The sequence below is a fragment of the Aeromonas sp. R9-2 genome (genome assembly GCF_040908025.1).
GTDB lineage: Bacteria > Pseudomonadota > Gammaproteobacteria > Enterobacterales > Aeromonadaceae > Aeromonas > Aeromonas veronii.
On the sequence record NZ_JBFOCX010000035.1, the window covers coordinates 148,968 to 165,654 of the forward strand.

16 protein-coding genes are annotated in these 16,687 nt (G+C 61.7%); 7 read left to right on the plus strand and 9 right to left on the minus strand.

All coding sequences use genetic code 11. The features are described 5' to 3' along the window. Nucleotides 1-59: 59 nt before the first annotated feature. The 6 genes from AB5Y71_RS20565 to AB5Y71_RS20590 form a co-directional block, all read right to left on the minus strand. On the minus strand, nucleotides 60-995 hold the full coding sequence (locus AB5Y71_RS20565; RefSeq protein WP_368172364.1) for a LysR family transcriptional regulator: 936 nt from the start codon (nucleotides 993-995) through the stop codon (nucleotides 60-62). A gap of 82 nt (nucleotides 996-1,077) precedes the next feature. Further along, nucleotides 1,078-1,614 (minus strand): glutathione peroxidase, encoded by a 537-nt coding sequence (locus AB5Y71_RS20570; RefSeq protein ID WP_005340333.1) that lies wholly within the window; start codon nucleotides 1,612-1,614, stop codon nucleotides 1,078-1,080. A 58-nt stretch (nucleotides 1,615-1,672) separates the two neighbouring features. Continuing rightward, a complete protein-coding gene (locus tag AB5Y71_RS20575) occupies nucleotides 1,673-2,236 on the minus strand; it encodes an NnrU family protein (RefSeq protein ID WP_064338822.1) in 564 nt (187 codons plus the stop codon). A 232-nt stretch (nucleotides 2,237-2,468) separates the two neighbouring features. Further along, complete coding sequence (locus AB5Y71_RS20580) at nucleotides 2,469-3,602, minus strand: glycerate kinase (RefSeq protein WP_201974991.1); 1,134 nt, start codon at nucleotides 3,600-3,602, stop codon at nucleotides 2,469-2,471. Between the two features lie 9 nt (nucleotides 3,603-3,611). Next, nucleotides 3,612-4,874, minus strand: a complete 1,263-nt coding sequence (locus AB5Y71_RS20585) for a GntP family permease (RefSeq protein WP_368172327.1) — start codon at nucleotides 4,872-4,874, stop codon at nucleotides 3,612-3,614. A gap of 118 nt (nucleotides 4,875-4,992) precedes the next feature. Continuing rightward, nucleotides 4,993-6,108, minus strand: coding sequence for a sugar diacid recognition domain-containing protein (locus AB5Y71_RS20590; protein WP_139442973.1), 1,116 nt, complete (start codon nucleotides 6,106-6,108; stop codon nucleotides 4,993-4,995). Nucleotides 6,109-6,317: 209 nt separating this feature from the next. On the opposite strand from AB5Y71_RS20590, the gene AB5Y71_RS20595 reads away from it, so the two are divergent. Further along, nucleotides 6,318-6,692 carry a YacL family protein gene (locus AB5Y71_RS20595; protein ID WP_026034971.1) on the plus strand — a complete coding sequence of 125 codons (375 nt, stop codon included), beginning with the start codon at nucleotides 6,318-6,320 and terminating at the stop codon, nucleotides 6,690-6,692. A gap of 66 nt (nucleotides 6,693-6,758) precedes the next feature. After that, entirely contained in the window at nucleotides 6,759-7,055 is a 297-nt protein-coding gene (locus AB5Y71_RS20600; protein WP_368172328.1) for a hypothetical protein, read from the plus strand. A gap of 67 nt (nucleotides 7,056-7,122) precedes the next feature. On the opposite strand, the gene AB5Y71_RS20605 is transcribed toward AB5Y71_RS20600, so the two are convergent. Continuing rightward, nucleotides 7,123-7,860 carry a substrate-binding periplasmic protein gene (locus AB5Y71_RS20605; protein WP_368172329.1) on the minus strand — a complete coding sequence of 246 codons (738 nt, stop codon included), beginning with the start codon at nucleotides 7,858-7,860 and terminating at the stop codon, nucleotides 7,123-7,125. Nucleotides 7,861-7,980: 120 nt separating this feature from the next. Here AB5Y71_RS20605 and AB5Y71_RS20610 point away from each other — a divergent pair, with 120 nt between their 5' ends. The 3 genes from AB5Y71_RS20610 to AB5Y71_RS20620 all read left to right on the plus strand — a co-directional run bounded on the left by AB5Y71_RS20610 (nucleotide 7,981) and on the right by AB5Y71_RS20620 (nucleotide 11,108). Next, nucleotides 7,981-8,811, plus strand: a complete 831-nt coding sequence (locus AB5Y71_RS20610) for a lysostaphin resistance A-like protein (RefSeq protein ID WP_368172330.1) — start codon at nucleotides 7,981-7,983, stop codon at nucleotides 8,809-8,811. A 198-nt stretch (nucleotides 8,812-9,009) separates the two neighbouring features. Then, nucleotides 9,010-10,326: a sphingomyelin phosphodiesterase gene (locus AB5Y71_RS20615; protein WP_181269251.1), complete on the plus strand. Its 1,317-nt coding sequence runs from the start codon at nucleotides 9,010-9,012 to the stop codon at nucleotides 10,324-10,326. Next, nucleotides 10,323-11,108 carry a hypothetical protein gene (locus AB5Y71_RS20620; RefSeq protein WP_368172331.1) on the plus strand — a complete coding sequence of 262 codons (786 nt, stop codon included), beginning with the start codon at nucleotides 10,323-10,325 and terminating at the stop codon, nucleotides 11,106-11,108. The genes AB5Y71_RS20615 and AB5Y71_RS20620 overlap by 4 nt, the downstream gene beginning before the upstream one ends. Nucleotides 11,109-11,110: 2 nt before the next feature. Here the strand turns inward: AB5Y71_RS20620 and AB5Y71_RS20625 are convergent, their stop codons facing one another. Continuing rightward, nucleotides 11,111-12,331, minus strand: coding sequence for a DEAD/DEAH box helicase (locus AB5Y71_RS20625; protein WP_368172332.1), 1,221 nt, complete (start codon nucleotides 12,329-12,331; stop codon nucleotides 11,111-11,113). Between the two features lie 143 nt (nucleotides 12,332-12,474). Between AB5Y71_RS20625 and AB5Y71_RS20630 the strand changes: the two genes are divergently transcribed. Continuing rightward, the gene (locus AB5Y71_RS20630) at nucleotides 12,475-13,302 is read left to right on the plus strand and encodes a transporter substrate-binding domain-containing protein (protein WP_368172333.1); all 828 of its coding nucleotides are present in this window, start codon (nucleotides 12,475-12,477) and stop codon (nucleotides 13,300-13,302) included. Between the two features lie 60 nt (nucleotides 13,303-13,362). On the opposite strand, the gene tpx is transcribed toward AB5Y71_RS20630, so the two are convergent. After that, a complete protein-coding gene (gene tpx, locus AB5Y71_RS20635; RefSeq protein ID WP_021230929.1) occupies nucleotides 13,363-13,863 on the minus strand; it encodes a thiol peroxidase in 501 nt (166 codons plus the stop codon). 184 nt (nucleotides 13,864-14,047) lie between these two features. Here tpx and AB5Y71_RS20640 point away from each other — a divergent pair, with 184 nt between their 5' ends. Further along, on the plus strand, nucleotides 14,048-16,495 hold the full coding sequence (locus AB5Y71_RS20640) for a zinc/cadmium/mercury/lead-transporting ATPase (protein ID WP_368172334.1): 2,448 nt from the start codon (nucleotides 14,048-14,050) through the stop codon (nucleotides 16,493-16,495). Nucleotides 16,496-16,687: the final 192 nt, after the last annotated feature.

Genomic DNA, 16,687 nt, shown 5'->3' on the forward strand with positions numbered 1-16,687 from the left:
TGGCTGATTTGGTTCGATTTTAGTATCAGGAGAAATCGAGAGTTTTTATATGGAAACAATCATTCCTCACTGCCGGACAATTTACCCCCGAGCCAGGGGGCCAGTCGCTGCTCCCAATAGGGTTCGGGGCCAAAGCGGGCCTTGAGGAAATCGATGAAGAGACGGATCTTGGGATCCAGATGTTCGCGTCGGGCATAAACGGCGTGTACCGCCATCTGCTGGTTCGGTCGCCACCCTGGCAACACCGGGATTAGCTTGCCGCTCTGTAACTCCTTGTCCAGCAAGTAGTTGGCAATATAGGCGATACCGAGCCCGGCCAGTGCCGCATCCCGCACCGCCTCCGCCATATCCACCCGATAGTTGCCCGCCACCTGCACCGTCTGGCGCTCCTTGCCCTGGCGAAACGACCACTGGTGATAGCGCCGCTCCCGACTCTGGTAAGTGATGCAGTTGTGCTGGGCCAGATCCTTGGGATGAAGCGGCGTGCCGTGGCTCAGCAGGTAATCCGGCGAAGCTGCCACCACGAAGCCAATGTCGGCCAGCCGCTGTCCCACCAGCCCTTCCGGCTTGTCCTCATAGGTGGTGAGCCAGAGATCCAGCCCCTCATCCACCAGATTGGTTCTATGGTCGAACAGCGAGACTTCCAGCTCCAGCTCGGGATAGCGATCCTGAAACGCCTTGAGATGGGGAATGACGTGCAGACGGCCGAAGGATTGGCCCACCCCGAGATGGAGCACACCGCTCACCTTGCCGCGCCGCTCGGCGATCATGGAGTCCGCCTCCTGCGCCACCGCCACCAGCGCATGGCAGTGGCGGGCATACTCCTGACCCAGCTCGGTCAGGACGAAGCGGCGGGTGGTGCGCTGTACCAGCTGGGCGCCAAGAGTGGTCTCCAGCAGCGCCAACTGCTTGCTGATATGGGATTTGGAGACCCCGAGACAACGGGCGGCAGCAGAGATCCCCTGCTCGCGCACCAGCGCATCGAAGATCACCATTTGAGGAAGACGTTGCAGCACAAGATAACCGGATTGAGTGGCGGGAGCCCATTATTCCAGAGCCGCCCGCCAAGGAATAGGGTCAGAGCCCCAGCGCCCGGGTGATCTGCAGTTTGAGGGGGTCGTCAGCCGGATTCTGGTTGGCGCCGTAGCTGGCGATCAGCTTGCCATCGCGCCCCACCAGATACTTGTGGAAGTTCCAGTTCGGCTCATCCCCATCAGCGGCCGCCGCCAGCCCCTTGAACAGTGGCACAGCATCGGAGCCCCGCACCGCTACCCGATTGAACATCGGGAAGGTGACGCCATAGTCGCGGCGACACACCTCGGCGGTCTTGGTCTCGTTGCCCGCCTCCTGCCAGAAATCGTTGGAGGGGAAACCCAGAATAATCAGCCCTTTATCCTTGTAGCTCTGGTAGAGCTTCTCCAGATCGCGAAACTGACCGCTGTAGCCGCAGTAGGAGGCGGTATTGACCACCAGTACCACCTTGCCCTCGGTCAGCTGACAGAGGTTGTGGCGCTGAGAGTTGTTTAGCTCCCGCATCTCCACATTGAAATAATCGGGGCACGCCGCAGAGGCCGCGCCAGCCCCCAATAACAGCAACAGAGTGAACCATTTCATCGCCAAGACTCCTTTTGTTTTGTCCATCATACGCGGTTACCAGAGCCGCAGTTCACTCTCAATGCAATGGAATGCCGGTCAGCCAGCCGTGGCCCCAGAACACCAGCAGCGCGGTGGCAGCCAGGCCCGCCCCGACGCTGATGCCAGTGCCTGTCCAGTTAGCCGCCGGGCGGGGATATCGCTGCCAGTCCCGCACCGAAATCCAGACCATGCTCACCAGCGCCCACAGCCCGATGCCGCCAAACAGCACCAGAGATCGCGCCTCGCTGTTGACCAGCAGATGGGCCACCGCCCAGAGCAGGGTACCGAGCAGTTGGGGATGCACCAGCCAGCGGCGCAGATGGTTGGGCCCCTGGCCGGAGAAGAAGAGGATCAGCGCAAAGGGCATCATCACCGTCATGGTCATCGGCCCCCACTTGGGCAGGAAGTAGAGCGGCAGCGAGCTGGCCGAGCGCCAACCGGCGATGATGCAGGCGATGGCGACAAACACCAGCAGGGAGAAGAGCCCCTTGTAGCGATTCTCACCCAGCCGCTCGCGCAGCCGCGCCCGATGGGCCACCGCAAAACAGGGGTAGAGATGGATCAGGGTAAACAGCGCAACCCCCAGGGTCAGCAGGAACATGAGTCTCTCCTTGTACTTGGTACGACCACTATGCCGTAAAGGGAGAGATGCGCCTATCAAAACCGCGCTGACCCATAGAGTCAAAAGTGTGGCAAGACAAAGGAGCAGAAAGAAAAGAGCCGATCACGATGGATCGGCAAATAAGTGCCAGGGCAGTCAGACATCTCTCGGGATGGGAGATGCCCCAAACGGGGATATTGAGTGGCCGATGGGGCGCATCGGCCGAACCGGATCAGCCCTTGAGCTGATAGAGCGCTGCTACGTTGCGCGCGGTGAGTTGAATATTGGTGCTGGCGCTCTCCAGCGCCTCCGGCAGAGACATGGCGCGGTTGACCACGGCGAATACCGCGTCCAGCCCGTGATCATGTACCACACCGCAATCGTCGGTCAGGCAACCGGAGATACCGATCACCGGCTTGCCGAACTGCTTGGCGCAACGTGCGACACCGATTGGCGTCTTGCCATGGATGGTCTGGCTGTCGATACGACCTTCGCCGGTGATGACCAGATCCGCATCGGCCACTTCCTCGGCCAGTTTCAGCGCTTCGATGACGATCTGAATGCCTGGCTTGAGTTCGGCACCTAGCAGACCGACCAGCGCGGCCCCCATGCCACCGGCAGCACCCGCCCCCGGAATATCCTTCACCTGCTTGCCAAGGGCCTGCTCAATGCAGTCGGCATAACGGGAGAGGTTGGCATCGAGCTGCGCCACCATCTCGGGGGTCGCCCCCTTTTGCGGGCCAAACACCGCAGAGGCGCCTTTCGGGCCGCAGAGCGGGTTGTTCACATCGCACGCTACCTCGATAACCAGATCGCTCAGACGCGGATCCAGACTGCTCAGATCGATGGTCGCGAGCTCACTGAGACCTGCGCCACCCAGAGCAATAGGCGCACCATCCGCTTTGAGCAGCTTGCCGCCGAGCGCCTGGATCATGCCGGCACCGCCGTCATTGGTGGCGCTGCCGCCGATACCGAGGATCAGATGTTTCACCCCCATCTCCAGCGCAGCCAGGATCAGCTCACCGGTACCGAAGCTGGAGGTGAGCAGCGGATTGCGCTGCTCGGGCGCCACCAGATGGATGCCGGAGGCGGCGGCCATCTCGATGACGGCGCGCTCGCCATCACCCAGCAGGCCGACGAAGCCCTGCACCTTGTTGCCAAGGGGGGCGGTCACTTCGACCGGCAGGATGCGGCCACCGGTGGCATCGACCAGCGATTGCACCGTGCCCTCACCGCCATCGGCCATAGGCAATTTGACGTAGGTGGCGTTTGGCAACACCTGTTTGAAACCAGCCTCGATGGCATCAGCCACCGCCATGGCGCTCAGACTCTCCTTGAATGAATCGGGGGCAATAACAATTTTCATATCAATTCCTTAGGCGAGGCCAAACACGCCAAACATCAGGGTGGAGACAGTGGCAATGGTCAGACCGACTGCAGTTTCGTAAGGGATAAGTTTCAGGCGCTCCCCCACCCCCATGTGGACGCTGCCACCGGTGGCATGGAAGAAAGAGCCGTGGGGCATGTGGTCAAACACGGTGGCACCGGCATGGATCATCGCCGCTCCGGCCAGACTGCTGATCCCCAGTTCAAGCAGGGTGGAGCTGAATACGTTGGAAGCCACTACGGTACCGGCGGTAGTCGAAGCGGTTGCCAGCGACATCAGAGCACCGGAGATGGGGGCCAGCAGGTAGGAGGGCAGACCGGAGGCGGTCAGGCCGCTGATCAGCACATCTTTCAGGCCGGAGTTGGCGATGATGCCCGCCAGAGTACCGGTACCCAGCAGCATGATGGCCACCGGTGCCATGCGAGCGAGGCCGGAGACCGCAAACTGGTTCACCTTGCTGAATTTACCCATCATCAGGGCACCAACCAGACCACCGAGCGGCAGTGCAATCAGCGGATCCACCACGATACCGGCGACCGGACGCAGAGCCAGCAGCAGGATGGCCACCAGCGGCGCGCTGATGGCGGCGGCAAAGCTCGGCAACTTGGCACCGGCAAAGCTCACCACCTCGTCGGCGGCCACCTTGCTGCCCTTGTTGTTCAGCCGCTTGGCCAGCCAGTAGACCATCACCAGACCGAACAGACCCGGAATTATGCCCGCCGCCATCACAGAGGTGAGGGGCAGATGGAAGGCATCAGCCGCAGCAATGGCGTTGGGGTTGGGGGACATGACGTTACCCGCCTTGCCGCCGCCGATCATCGCCAGCAGGATGGCCGCCTTGGAGAGATCGGCACGGCGGGCGATAGCCAGCGCGATGGGGGCAACCGTGATAACGGCCACATCCACGAAGACACCAACCGCAGTCAGGATCAAGGTTGCCAGCGCCAGCGCCAGCAGGGCGCGGGTTTCACCGAGCTTTTTGACGATGGTCTCGGCGATAGTGGTGGCTGCACCCGATTCGATCAGCACGCCCGCCAGTACACCGGCCGCCAGGATCCGCATCACAGCTGTGGTGATCCCCTGGGCGCCGCCGATCATCAGGGCGACGGTCTGGGTCAGATCGGCACCGCCAATCAGGCCACCGGCCAGGGCACCCACGATCATGCCGTAAGCGGGCGGCACCTTCTTCAAAATGAGGATGATGGCGATGGAGAGCGCCGCGATGGCGCCAAGGGCTGTAACCGGGATCATGACGGACACCTTCAATGGGAGTGAATGGCCGCCATTATGGAGATCTGCAATCAGAATGCTTTGGCTGAATAGCCAAAAATTGCGTCATTTAAAAGTGGTTTTTTGTCTAACTTTACAATCACAAGTCGAGATTAAGGCCGAGATAGAGCAAAAATTTGTCGTCTAACTTGTTGAAATTCAACCCGGTTATCTGCTCTATCCGCCCCAGCCGATAGCGCAGGGTATTGGGGTGAATGAACAGGGCTTCGGCACAGCGATGCAGATCACAATCCTGCAAGAAATAGTGGCGCAAGGTCTTCTGCAGCGCCCCTTTGCCATCTTCCCGGGCCAGTTTCTGCAGCGGTGTGCGCAGCTGATCCGCCTGCCATGAGTCCGCCAGACTGCCGAGCAGCACCGGCAAACGGTAATCCTCAAAGAAGTAGACCTGTTTGCGCGGCGCTTGGCGCATGCCACGGCGCAGGGTATCGCGCGCCGTCTGATAAGAGCGAGCCAGCCCGTCGATCCCGGCGAAGTAATCGCCCACCGCGATATGCACCTTGAAGTGGGGAATCCGCGCCAGCAGTTGCTTGATCCGGCTGCGCTCCTGCGCCGATTGCCAGACGCCCTCACTCAATTGCGCCGGTTTGAGAACCACTATCTCGTCGAGCCCGTTGATGGCGACCAGATTGTCCCGCTCCGGATTTTCCAGCTGATGAACCAGCTCTCGCAGACGCGCCGGATCCGCCTCCTCCAGCGCCAGCACGGCCACCACCCGAGGCTGGGCCAACTCCAGCCCGAGAAAGCGGGCCGCCTGCTGCAATTGATCGACTCGCCCCTCGCCCCGAATTAGCTGCAACACCAGCTCCTCCTTGTGGCGCTTGTCCCACTGCAACTGCTCGGTGAGCGCCGCCTGCTCCAGGATCAGCTCTGCCGTCATTCGCACCAGCTCGGCGTAAGCACGCACTTCCTCCGGATCGCCGGAAATGCCGATCACCCCGATCAGCTCCCCCTGATAGGAGATGGGCAAATTGATGCCGGGTCGCACCCCTTTGAGCTGCAGGGCTGTCGCTTCGCTGATCTCCACCACCCGGTTTTCGGTCAATGCCAGCACGGCCCCTTCGTGGCGCTGATGGATCCGCTCCGGATTGCCGGACGCAATGATGAGGCCGTGTTCGTCCATCACGTTGACCGAGAACGACAGGATCTTCATCGCCCGTGCGACGATCTGGCGGGCAAGATTATCGTTTAGCTGCATAACATCTCCGGACAAGGGGCTGATCTGGCAGCGCCACCACGGGCCGATTCAGGGCACATGGGCGCAAAGATGCCACATCATCAAGACAAGCGAGAGGGGGATCGCTAGAATAGGCCACTTTACCCGATGTGTGCCCCGCCATGGAGCAGGAATTGCGTGCTTGCACCCGCCTGCCCGTGATGGCCCATCCCTCCGATCTGGACTGTGCTATGGATTATGAATTTCGCCGCGACCCGTTTGGTGGCTATCGCGCCCGGTTCTCCATGGGCCATGAAGCCATCGGTCAGTGGCTGATCGACGAGGTTGGCAAGGATGAGGAGAAGCTCGACGAGCTCTTCTCCATCATTGATCAGCTCTCCAACCGTACTCGAGTCGAATATCGGCTCAACGGCGGTGACTACTCCCTGCTGCTGACCCATGAAGAGGCGGAGGTGAAAGCCAACGCCCTCAATATCGAGCTGGGTGAGGATCTTGACGATCTCGCCTACTACGATGATGAACAGCTGGCCATGTGCGGGCTGGAAGATTTTGCCCAGGTGCTCACCTCCTGGCGCGCCTTTATCCGTAACGAGGATATGGGCTGATTGACCCAATGTCGGATTACTATGTCGGGCAAACGTGCCCTTTTGCCTAACTCAACAGGATTGACTATGTCTATTTACGATTTTGATGACGAACTGCCGGAAGAAGAAGAACAGGAATCCACCAAGAAAGCGGCTGCACCTGCCAAGAAGAAAGGCAAGCAGGTGATGAACACTCAGGTCAACCTGAGCCCGCGCGATGCCAGCCGCCTGAACGGCATGCACGTTGAAGCGATCGCCACACTGGACGACGTCAGCCTGCCGAAGAATGTCATCTTCAAGGCTGGCCTGATCGCCCTGGGCGAACTGGAAGCCGGCAAGCGCGCCGATATCATCGCCCGCGTGATTGCCGAATCAGGCCGCTAATCGCCCCTGAAGGTATAAAGAAAGCCGGAGCCACTGCTCCGGCTTTTTGTTTTCCGGCCGTGCACTCTCAACGGCAATCGATCCCCTTTCCGGCTCGGGAGACCAGTTGGTCATAGCGACCATCGGCACGGGCGGCAGCCAGGGCATGATTGAAGCGCTCAAGCAGGCTGGCGGCCTCCGGGTACTGCCGTGAAATGATCAGATAAAAAGTGTCGCTCTGGCGAAAGTGGGGCAATGCCTGCAGATGGCAGGGATCGCCAAACAGCTGACGGCTGGCATCCCGGGTCACCGTCTCGTTCATCGGCAGCAGATCGATCCGTTTGCGATCCAGCAGTTGTAGACATTGTACCAGGGTCTTGGGGCGCTGCAGATCCAGCCCGAAACGCTTGATCACCCCGTCGGCATGGCTGGTGCTCCACCCCAGCGGAATGCAGACTCGCAGCCCTTGCCAGCGGCCAGCCTGAATGGCCTCACTCCCCCGATAGGTGAACCAGGAGAGGCGATCAATATGAATGGGAGCGCTGTAGTGGAAGAGCTTGGCCCGCTCGGCAGTCCAGGCGTAGGGGAAGGTGGCCGCGACCAACCCATTGCGGGTCAACTGATAGCCGCGGGGCCAGGGCAGGTAGTCGACCTGGATCTCCCGATACCCGGCCTCTTGCAGCAGGGTCGTCACCAGCCGGGTGCTCTCGCCGCCGTCAGGCAGGGCTTTGCCGGTATAAGGGGTGAACTCACCGGTCACCAGCAGCAAGGGTGCGGCCTGCAGCCAGACACACCAACAACACAACAACCACAGACAGTGCTTCATCAGCTGCTCTCCCTTTACCCTGTTGATGAGTATAGAGAAGGGATCCGACCACCTCCTGTGCGGTTGTCCTGCTGACGCCCTCTTGTTAAGGTTGCCGCCTGCCTCGATCAAGGAGATCCAATGTTACCCCTCCCCGACTCATTTATCTGGGGCGCGCTGGCGCTGGCCGTGCTGCTTGCCCTCTTCCGCCAACGTCTTCCCTCCTTTGCTCTGCTGGGACTCTCCCTGCTGCTGGCACTGTGGCTTGACCGAATGACGCTACCCGCCCTGCTGGTCTCGGTCGCAGGATTACTGCTTGCGTGGCGTACGCCAACCCTCCCCGCCCGCTGGGCGATGGCGGCCAGAGTGGTGCTGATCCTCTGGGCGATTGCGCTGACCCTGCACCTGATCCCCGGCTTCAACAATCTCAAGGTGCTGGATCAGGCGCTGGCAGGCCCCGCCAGCGTGCCGTTCAACATGTATCTGAACCTCGACAAACCGCTGCTGCTCTTTGGCTTGCTGCTGGCCTGCCCGATGCTGCTGGGCAAGGGGGGCGCAATCCGCTGGCGACCGCTGGCCCTGTTACTGCTGCCGCTGGGAGCTCTGTTGGTCATCGCCTGGCAGTTGGGGGCACTGAAACCGGAAGTGGGTCTGCCCCACTGGTGGTGGCTGTTTGCACTCAACAATCTGCTGTTCACCTGCGTGGCGGAAGAGGCGCTGTTTCGCGGCGCAATCCAGCAGGAGCTGACCGAGCGTTACCGCCCCTGGATTGGCATCGTCGTGGCCGCGCTACTGTTCGGAGCCATCCACCTGCCCGGTGGCCCGCTGCTGGCACTGTTTGCTACCCTGGCAGGCTGCTGCTACGGCTTGGCATTCCAGCTCAGCGGGCGACTCTCCGTGGCCATCCTGATCCACTTCGCCTTCAACTTCGCCCATCTGACGCTCTTCACCTACCCGCTGGCCCAGCACTAGCTCCTGAAGGCGCCTGACACGGGCGCCTTCCCTCGCTCTTCCCTCTCTCTTTAAGCGTGCTGCCTCAATCGCTTTACACCTCCACAAAGCTCCAAACAAAACCAATTCATTTACTTGTAACCAAAATGTAAACAAACTGACCTCTGCATTCGCCATAACAGTCACTTTCCATTGCCCTGCAACCAAAAGGATCCTGTGATGCAGAAAACCCTCAGTTATGCCGCCCTGCTGCTGGTCAGCCAGTTCCCGCAACTGGCACTGGCCGATACCGATGTCTATCTCACCAACAACAGTCCTGAACCGCTTCAGATCGACATCCGCCAAAGCGGCAGCGGCCAGCTGCAACCCGGCAGTCAGTGGCTGCAGCACCGCACCGAGCTGGGCCCATGGGAGAGCGCCATGGTACTCAGCTTCAATCGCTATGAGGGGATCAAGGCGGGCAAGAGCTATCTGTTCGAAACCCGTGTGACCACAGCGGGTGGCGACGTCTATCGGCTCAACCAGCTGATGGAGGGAACCTGGTGGAACACCACCTTGCAGCACGGTGGCGAAACGCCAACCGGCGCATCTGGCTGGCAAAACGATCGGGCGATCCACCGTGTTACGGGGCCACAAGAGCTAGCCTTTGCCGCCAAGTTCACCGGCCGCTACGACGATCTGCACTATATGATCACGCCCCCCCAAAAACGGGAGCAACCGGAACCGGCAGAAAACAGGCTCAAGGTGGCCAGCTACAACGTCTGGGCACTGCCGGTGATCGCCTCCAGCATCGGCGATCGGTTGACCTTGCTGCCTGATTATCTCAAGGGCTATGACGCCCTGCTGCTGCAAGAGGTGTTCGATGGCCGCCGCGAAGGCTTTTTGCAGGCGCTGGCGAAAGAGTACCCCTATCAGACCAAGGTTCTCGACAAGCCTGGGGTCAACATTCATGACGGCGGCGTGGTGATCGTCAGCCGCTATCCCATAGTGCGAGAGGCCCAGCTGGTCTATCCCCAATGCACCGGCACCGACTGCTTCGCCGACAAGGGAGTGATGTACGCCGAGGTGATCAAGGGGGGCAAGGCGTGGCACCTGTTCGCCACCCACACCGCCAGCTTTGACACCGACGAGGCCCGCAAGCTGCGGCAGATCCAGTTCGGTCAGATCCGCTCTCTGGCTGCCAGCCTCAAGATCCCCGCCAGCGACACCGTCATCTACGGCGGTGACTTCAACGTCAACAAACGCAAGTTTGCCGATGACTACGCCAACATGCTGGCCAATCTGAACGCCCATGAACCCGCCTATGGCGGCTATACCGAAGCCACCTTCGATCCCAGGATCAACCCCTATGCCGGTGGCCCGCTCTCCGGTGGCGCCAACGTCGAGTATCTGGACTATCTGGTAGTGAGTCGGGAGTACGGCAGCGCCAGCCACAACCTCAACACGGTCTGGATCCCGCGCAGCAGCGATGGCAGCCTCTGGCCCGCCAGCAACCTCTCAGACCACTTCCCGGTCAAGGGAGAGATCAGCCGATGACTCGCCGTTACGGGATACTGGCGCTGGCTATCCTGACCCTTTTGCTGGTGAATCTGGGCTGGCAGGAAGAGCAGTCCCCGATATCGCCAGGACGGTCGGCGACGCCCTCTCTGGCCAATCCACAGTTGCCAGCAGTACCGGGGAGCCCGCCTCCCCGCATGCCAAACGCTGAGGGGATGGATGGCAAAAGCAAAGAAGTGCCCAGCAGCTGGCAGGCGATGCCGGATGAACTGATCAACCAGCTTGCCAGCGAGATCAGCGACAGCGAGTTGCCGCTGGTGCAGCGTGTGAGCAATCTGGAGGCAGCAGAGGCCGGGTGGCTGAGCGAGGGGGAGAGCCTGATCCGGCTACAGGGGCGCTATGCCCTGGCGCTGGATCAGTTGGCGCAAGAGAGCGAGCAGTTACCGCTGGCCGAGCGGCTGGACGCCCTCAGCCGCTTGCAGGACAGGTGGGCGGCGGATCATCCGGATCTGGCAGGCGAGCTGTTCAACCCGGATGCCCGCCTGCAGCAAGCCCGTCAGCTGTGGGGAGATGAGGAGCTGGCCACCCTGGCCCATCACTTCCTGCCCGCAGAGAAAGTCGAAGCCACGCTGGCGTTTGCCGAGGCGCGCCAGCAGCAGCTCGATCAACGCAGCCGCTACCAGCGAGAGCTAGCCGAGCTCGAGCAGCAACTGGCGGCCAGCCAACAACAGATGGATCCTGCGCTGTGGCAACAACACAAGGAGGAGGTGTTGAGCCAGTGGCGTCGTGACTTCTTCGCGCGGGAGCAAGGCAAACCCTGAGGTCAGCGCTTGCCCTTGAACTGCTTGACGCTGCGTTTGGCCTGAGTACGGCGATTGGCCTGCTTGTCACGAGGGGGGCGCTTGCCCTCCCCGCTGGCAGGCTGGTCGGTAACCGGGAATCCAGCCAGATCGCCCAACGGCAGCTCGCGGCCGGTCAGGGTGCGAATGGCTTGCAGCATGTCACTCTCGCCATGGCAGACCAGCGAAATGGCCAACCCCTCGCGGCCAGCCCGGGCGGTACGACCGATGCGGTGTACGTAAACAGGGGCGCTGGCGGGCAAGTCCAGATTGATCACCACCGGCAGCGCCTCCACATGGATGCCGCGCGCCATCAGGTCGGTGGCCACCAGCACCCGAATTTTGCCCTCTTTGAAATCGCCGAGCGCCTGCTCGCGCACCGCCTGCTCCTTCTCGCCATGAAGGGCGGCCACCGCAATGCCCGCCTTGGCCAGCTTTCTGGCAACCCCGTCGGCATCATCCCGCGCACTGATAAAGACCAGCACCTGCGGCCATGCCTGCTCCTTGAGCAGGCTGATGAGCGCCGGGACCTTGCTGCTCTTGTTGACCAGATAGAGCCGCTCTTCGATCTCGTTCACCACGCTGTTGAGGGGGTTTGCCTCGATACGGGTAGGCTCGCGCAGCAAGCCGTTGGCCAGCGTCTCCAGCTCGGCAGGCAAGGTGGCGGAGAAGAGCAGGGTCTGGCGATCCGCCGGAATAAAGCCGAGCAGCGCCTTGATGTCGGGAGCAAAGCCCATCTCCAGCAGGCGATCCGCTTCATCCAGCACCAAGAGTTGCAAACCATCCAGCCCCAGCACCTGTTGGGTCAGCAGATCCCGCAACCGCCCCGGCGTGGCGACCAGCAGCTGTGGCCCCTGCGCCAGTTCGGCCTGTTGCCGCTCCTGCGCAACGCCCCCACACAGCGTCACGATACGCAGCCCCAGCGCCTCGGCGCCCTCTTCAAGCGCGGCAGTGACCTGAGTCGCCAGCTCGCGGGTTGGCACAAGCACCAGACCCTGCACCTGACTGGAGGAAGGATCCAGCCGTTGCAGCAGCGGCAAGCCAAACGCCAGCGTCTTGCCGCTGCCGGTCTGGGCCAGCGCCAGCAGATCCTGCCCCGCCAGCGTCGCCGGAATGGCCAGCTGCTGGATGCGGGTCGGCGTCTGCAAGGTGGCGGGCAAAGAGGCAAGCAGAGAGGGATGGAGGGCAAGTTCGCTAAAGGTCATGGCGCTACGTCAACAAAGAAGTGGGAGGCGAAGTCTAGTGAGCGGGGGCCGAGAAGTAAAACCCTATCCATGATGGCCTGGCCGAGGGGGCTGGCGACGGGCTGACTACACTTTAGCTGACCCATCACCAAGAGAGACACGCCATGACCAGACATATCCCCCTTCTGCTGCTCGTGGTCACCCTGCTCGGCAGCGCGACTCTCGGCCTGTCGCAGACTCCGGAGAACAACGCTGCCCCCGAGCCGTCTAAACCTGTGCGCATCCTCAATGCCCACCTTGGCGAGCTGCCGGGGCTGATCAATGCCGACAAGACAGGCCCCTTTGTCGATCTGGTACACGCCATCGATGATCTCTACCCCTATGTAACCATCAAGATCACCATCTACCCCATCGCCCGTGCCATGGCTGGGGTGATCTCCGGCAAGGCTGACCTGGGGCTGCCCGCCATCCGCAACCTCAAGGATATCGATATGCTGGCTTATCGCTTCAGTACCCGCAGCTTTGGCAAGGTTGCCCATGTGATTTACAGCAATACCGCCTATCCGGTCACCACGGATATGGCCTACGGCATAGTGCCCACCAAACGGGATCTGCTGATCGAGGCCGTTCCCGACTATATGCCCTTCCCGGTGCAGCGCTCGATGAGTATCGAGCAGTCACTGCGCAAGCTCTCACGAGGCCGTATCGACGCCTTTGTCTGGGCGCAAGAGGAGGCCGACCTGATGCTCAAGCAGCTGGGGCTGACCAATATCAGGCGAGAATTTTTCGGGGATTTCGAGGATGTCTTCATCATCCAGAAAGGGGCTGCAGGTGATGAGATGGACGAATTTCTCCTGCAAGCCATCGATCAGCTGGCCGCCAGCGGCAAACTGGCCGAGATCTACGAGAAGATCCACCGCCCCTATGTGGAGTGGCAACCCTCCCCACCCGCCAAGGCTGAAGCGGCAACCACCCCGCCCGCCCCCCCCTGAACAGACAATTCCCGCATAAAAAAATCCCGCCGAAGCGGGATTTTTTTATGGCTTGCAGCCTTACAGCACGGCCAGCGCAGCAGCGTAGTTCGGCTCGTCGGCCACTTCGGCGACCAGCTCGCTGTGCAGCACCTTGTTGTCACCATCCAGCACCACGATGGCGCGAGCGGTCAGACCGACCAGCGGACCGGAAGAGAAGGCAACGCCGTAATCTTCCATAAAGGCCGCACCGCGCAGGGTGGAGAGGGTCACTACCTTGTCCAGACCTTCGGCGCCGCAGAAGCGGGACTGGGCGAACGGCAGATCGGCGGAGATGCACAGTACAACTGTGTTATCCAGCGCGCTGGCTTGCTCGTTGAACTTGCGCACAGAGGTCGCGCAGGTCGGGGTATCGACGCTCGGGAAGATGTTCAGGATTTTGCGCTGACCGGCAAAGCTTGCCAGGGTCACGTCGGAGAGATCCTTGGCCACCAGAGAGAAGGGCTTGGCTTGCTCACCAGCGACCGGGAAGTGACCAGCGACGGAAACCGGGTTGCCTTGCAGAGTGACTGAGTTGCTCATGTGTTATGTCCTTTATTGGTGTAGTAAAAATCCGGGTGATCAGTATAGGGGCGGCGGGACCAGACAAACACCCGCGAAGACAAGGGATATAAAGGGGTTGACCTTGGACTTAACACCAAGGTTTAGACTCCTTCTCAGTAATCAGGGATCTCGCAGGGGCGGGATCCATCAAGAGGGACTCATCATGAGCAAATCCTGCTGCAATCATCAGCACGCCGCCCCCATCAAGGCCGTCAGCAAGGCGGCCCCCGGCCAGAGTGAACATCACCACGATAGCCACTGCTGCGACAACACCACGCCCGTCAGTTGCTGTTCAACCCAGACGCCTCATGAGCACGCATCCCGTGACGGCAATGAATCCCCCGGGGATGAAGAGCCTCCCCGAGGAAGCTGTCACGATCAAGCGTGCTGCAGCGCCCCCTTATCGCCAGCTCACGATCATAAACATGAGCATGAGCACGATATGCCCCCTGCCGACCAGCTGGTTGCACCGGTACAAGGCAACAGCCGCCACAGCTGGCAGGTGTTGGGGATGGATTGCCCCAGCTGCGCCCGCAAGATCGAGACCGCCGTCAGCCGGGTGAGCGGCGTGCAACAGGCGCGCGTGCTGTTTGCCACCGAGAAGCTGGTAGTGGATCTGGCCCCCGGTCTCTCCCCCGATCCCGTCACCGCCGCCGTGCTGGCCGCCGGTTTCCAGCTCAAGGGGGAAAGCGCTGACAAACAGGCAGCTGGCCGTAAGCAAGCTTCACAACAGCCCCTGCAAGGCAATCTATTCGGTAACTTTTTGGGCAAATATTGGCAGCCCCTGTCACTGGCCGGCCTGATGCTGGTCGCCGCCCTGTTGCCGAGCGAGTTCGGTCAGCCGCTATTTACTCTGGCGACCCTCTGGGGGCTGTGGCCCATCTCCCGCAAGGCGTGGGCACTGACCAAAAGCGGCTCCCCTTTCGCCATCGAAACCCTGATGACGGTCGCCGCCCTGGGCGCTCTCTTCCTCGGCGAGACCGCCGAAGCGGCCATGGTGCTGCTGCTCTTTATGCTGGGTGAGCATCTGGAGGCCTACGCCGCCGGGCGCGCCCGGGCCGGAGTGACCGCGCTGATGGCGCTGGTGCCTGACAAGGCGCTGCGGATCCGTACCACTGCCGAGGGCGAGGTGCGGGAAGAGGTAGCTGCCGATGAGCTGCGTCCCAGCGACATTATCGAAATCGCTCCGGGTGCGCGTCTCCCGGCCGATGCCCGTCTGCTCGACGCCCTCGGCGCCTTTGACGAGAGCGCCCTGACCGGTGAATCCATTCCAGTGGAACGCCGCCAGGGTGACAAGGTGCCGGCCGGTAGTCTGGCTGCCGATCGGGTGCTGCGCCTTGAGGTGGTGTCCGAACCCGGCAACAACGCCATCGACCGCATCCTGCACCTCATCGAGGAAGCTGAGAGCCAGCGCGCCCCCATCGAGCGCTTTATCGACCGCTTCAGCCGCTGGTATACCCCGGCCATGATGCTGATCGCCCTGCTGGTCGTCATCATCCCGCCGCTCGCCTTCGGCCAGAGCTGGGACGAGTGGATCTATCGCGGACTAGCGCTGCTGCTCATCGGCTGCCCCTGCGCACTGGTTATCTCCACCCCGGCAGCAGTCACCTCGGCGCTGGCCGCGGCAACCCGTCAGGGGGCGCTAATCAAGGGCGGGGCCGCGCTGGAGCGATTGGCCCATATCGATACCGTGGCGTTTGACAAGACCGGCACCCTGACGCTGGGCAAGCCGCAACTGACCGAACTGGTCAGCCTCAATGACCAACCGGAGGCCGAGCTGCTGGCGCTGGCGGCTGCCATCGAGCAGGGCTCTCACCACCCGCTGGCCCGCGCCGTGGTCGCCAGCGCGAGCGAGCAGGGGCTGACTCTGGCCGACGCCCGCGACCTTCGCACACTGCCGGGCATGGGGGTTGAAGGACGCATCAACGGTGAACTGTGGCAACTTCTGGCACCGAGCCGGGTGGCGGCCCTGAATGTGGAACAGCAGACCCGGATTGGTACGCTGGAGCGGCAGGGCAAGACCGTTGTGGTGCTCTGCCAGAGCAGCGATGCTCAGGCGTTGCCGGTTGCCCTGCTGGCGCTGCGGGATCAGATCCGGCCCGAGGCGGCGGCTGCGCTGCAAGAACTCCATCAGCTTGGGCTCAACAGCATCATGCTGACCGGGGATAACCCCCGTGCCGCCGAGGCGATCGCCACCGAGCTGGGCATGGGCTGGCGTGCCGGTCTGCTGCCGGAAAACAAGGTAGAAGAGATCGCCAAGCTGGCCAGCACCCAGAAGGTTGCCATGATCGGCGATGGTATCAACGATGCCCCCGCCATGAAGCGGGCCAGTATCGGCATCGCTATGGGGGGCGGCACCGATGTGGCGCTGGAGACGGCCGATGCGGCGCTGACCCACAACCAGCTCGGCGGTATTGCCGCGATGATCCGGCTGTCGCGGGCGGCACTGGCCAATATTCACCAGAATATTGCGCTGGCGCTGGGGCTTAAAGCCATCTTCCTGGTCACCAGCCTGCTCGGCATCACCGGCCTGTGGATTGCGGTGCTGGCCGATACCGGCGCCACCGCGCTGGTGACCGCCAACGCCCTGCGTCTGCTGCGCAAGCGCTAATCCCGCACCATCAGAAACCGTGGAATAACAACCGCCGCCCCAACCGGGGCGGCTTTTCTTTTTCCTCTCATTTCTCTCACGGCACCCCGTAAAAGAAAAAGCGCGCCTGCCGGTCGGCAGTCGCGCTTTGCTTACTCTCTCGGAGTTATCCCACCCTTGGCAAGGTGGAATTCAACCCGGGGGCGCCGAGCC

Excerpts from the sequence above, each read along its gene's own strand:
- AB5Y71_RS20565 (WP_368172364.1), bottom strand. The coding sequence starts at position 995 with ATGGTGATCTTCGATGCGCTGGTGCGCGAGCAGGGGATCTCTGCTGCC.
- AB5Y71_RS20570 (WP_005340333.1), bottom strand. The coding sequence starts at position 1,614 with ATGAAATGGTTCACTCTGTTGCTGTTATTGGGGGCTGGCGCGGCCTCT.
- AB5Y71_RS20575 (WP_064338822.1), bottom strand. The coding sequence starts at position 2,236 with ATGTTCCTGCTGACCCTGGGGGTTGCGCTGTTTACCCTGATCCATCTC.
- AB5Y71_RS20580 (WP_201974991.1), bottom strand. The coding sequence starts at position 3,602 with ATGAAAATTGTTATTGCCCCCGATTCATTCAAGGAGAGTCTGAGCGCC.
- AB5Y71_RS20585 (WP_368172327.1), bottom strand. The coding sequence starts at position 4,874 with ATGATCCCGGTTACAGCCCTTGGCGCCATCGCGGCGCTCTCCATCGCC.
- AB5Y71_RS20590 (WP_139442973.1), bottom strand. The coding sequence starts at position 6,108 with ATGCAGCTAAACGATAATCTTGCCCGCCAGATCGTCGCACGGGCGATG.
- AB5Y71_RS20595 (WP_026034971.1), top strand. The coding sequence starts at position 6,318 with ATGGATTATGAATTTCGCCGCGACCCGTTTGGTGGCTATCGCGCCCGG.
- AB5Y71_RS20600 (WP_368172328.1), top strand. The coding sequence starts at position 6,759 with ATGTCTATTTACGATTTTGATGACGAACTGCCGGAAGAAGAAGAACAG.
- AB5Y71_RS20605 (WP_368172329.1), bottom strand. The coding sequence starts at position 7,860 with ATGAAGCACTGTCTGTGGTTGTTGTGTTGTTGGTGTGTCTGGCTGCAG.
- AB5Y71_RS20610 (WP_368172330.1), top strand. The coding sequence starts at position 7,981 with ATGTTACCCCTCCCCGACTCATTTATCTGGGGCGCGCTGGCGCTGGCC.
- AB5Y71_RS20615 (WP_181269251.1), top strand. The coding sequence starts at position 9,010 with ATGCAGAAAACCCTCAGTTATGCCGCCCTGCTGCTGGTCAGCCAGTTC.
- AB5Y71_RS20620 (WP_368172331.1), top strand. The coding sequence starts at position 10,323 with ATGACTCGCCGTTACGGGATACTGGCGCTGGCTATCCTGACCCTTTTG.
- AB5Y71_RS20625 (WP_368172332.1), bottom strand. The coding sequence starts at position 12,331 with ATGACCTTTAGCGAACTTGCCCTCCATCCCTCTCTGCTTGCCTCTTTG.
- AB5Y71_RS20630 (WP_368172333.1), top strand. The coding sequence starts at position 12,475 with ATGACCAGACATATCCCCCTTCTGCTGCTCGTGGTCACCCTGCTCGGC.
- tpx (WP_021230929.1), bottom strand. The coding sequence starts at position 13,863 with ATGAGCAACTCAGTCACTCTGCAAGGCAACCCGGTTTCCGTCGCTGGT.
- AB5Y71_RS20640 (WP_368172334.1), top strand. The coding sequence starts at position 14,048 with ATGAGCAAATCCTGCTGCAATCATCAGCACGCCGCCCCCATCAAGGCC.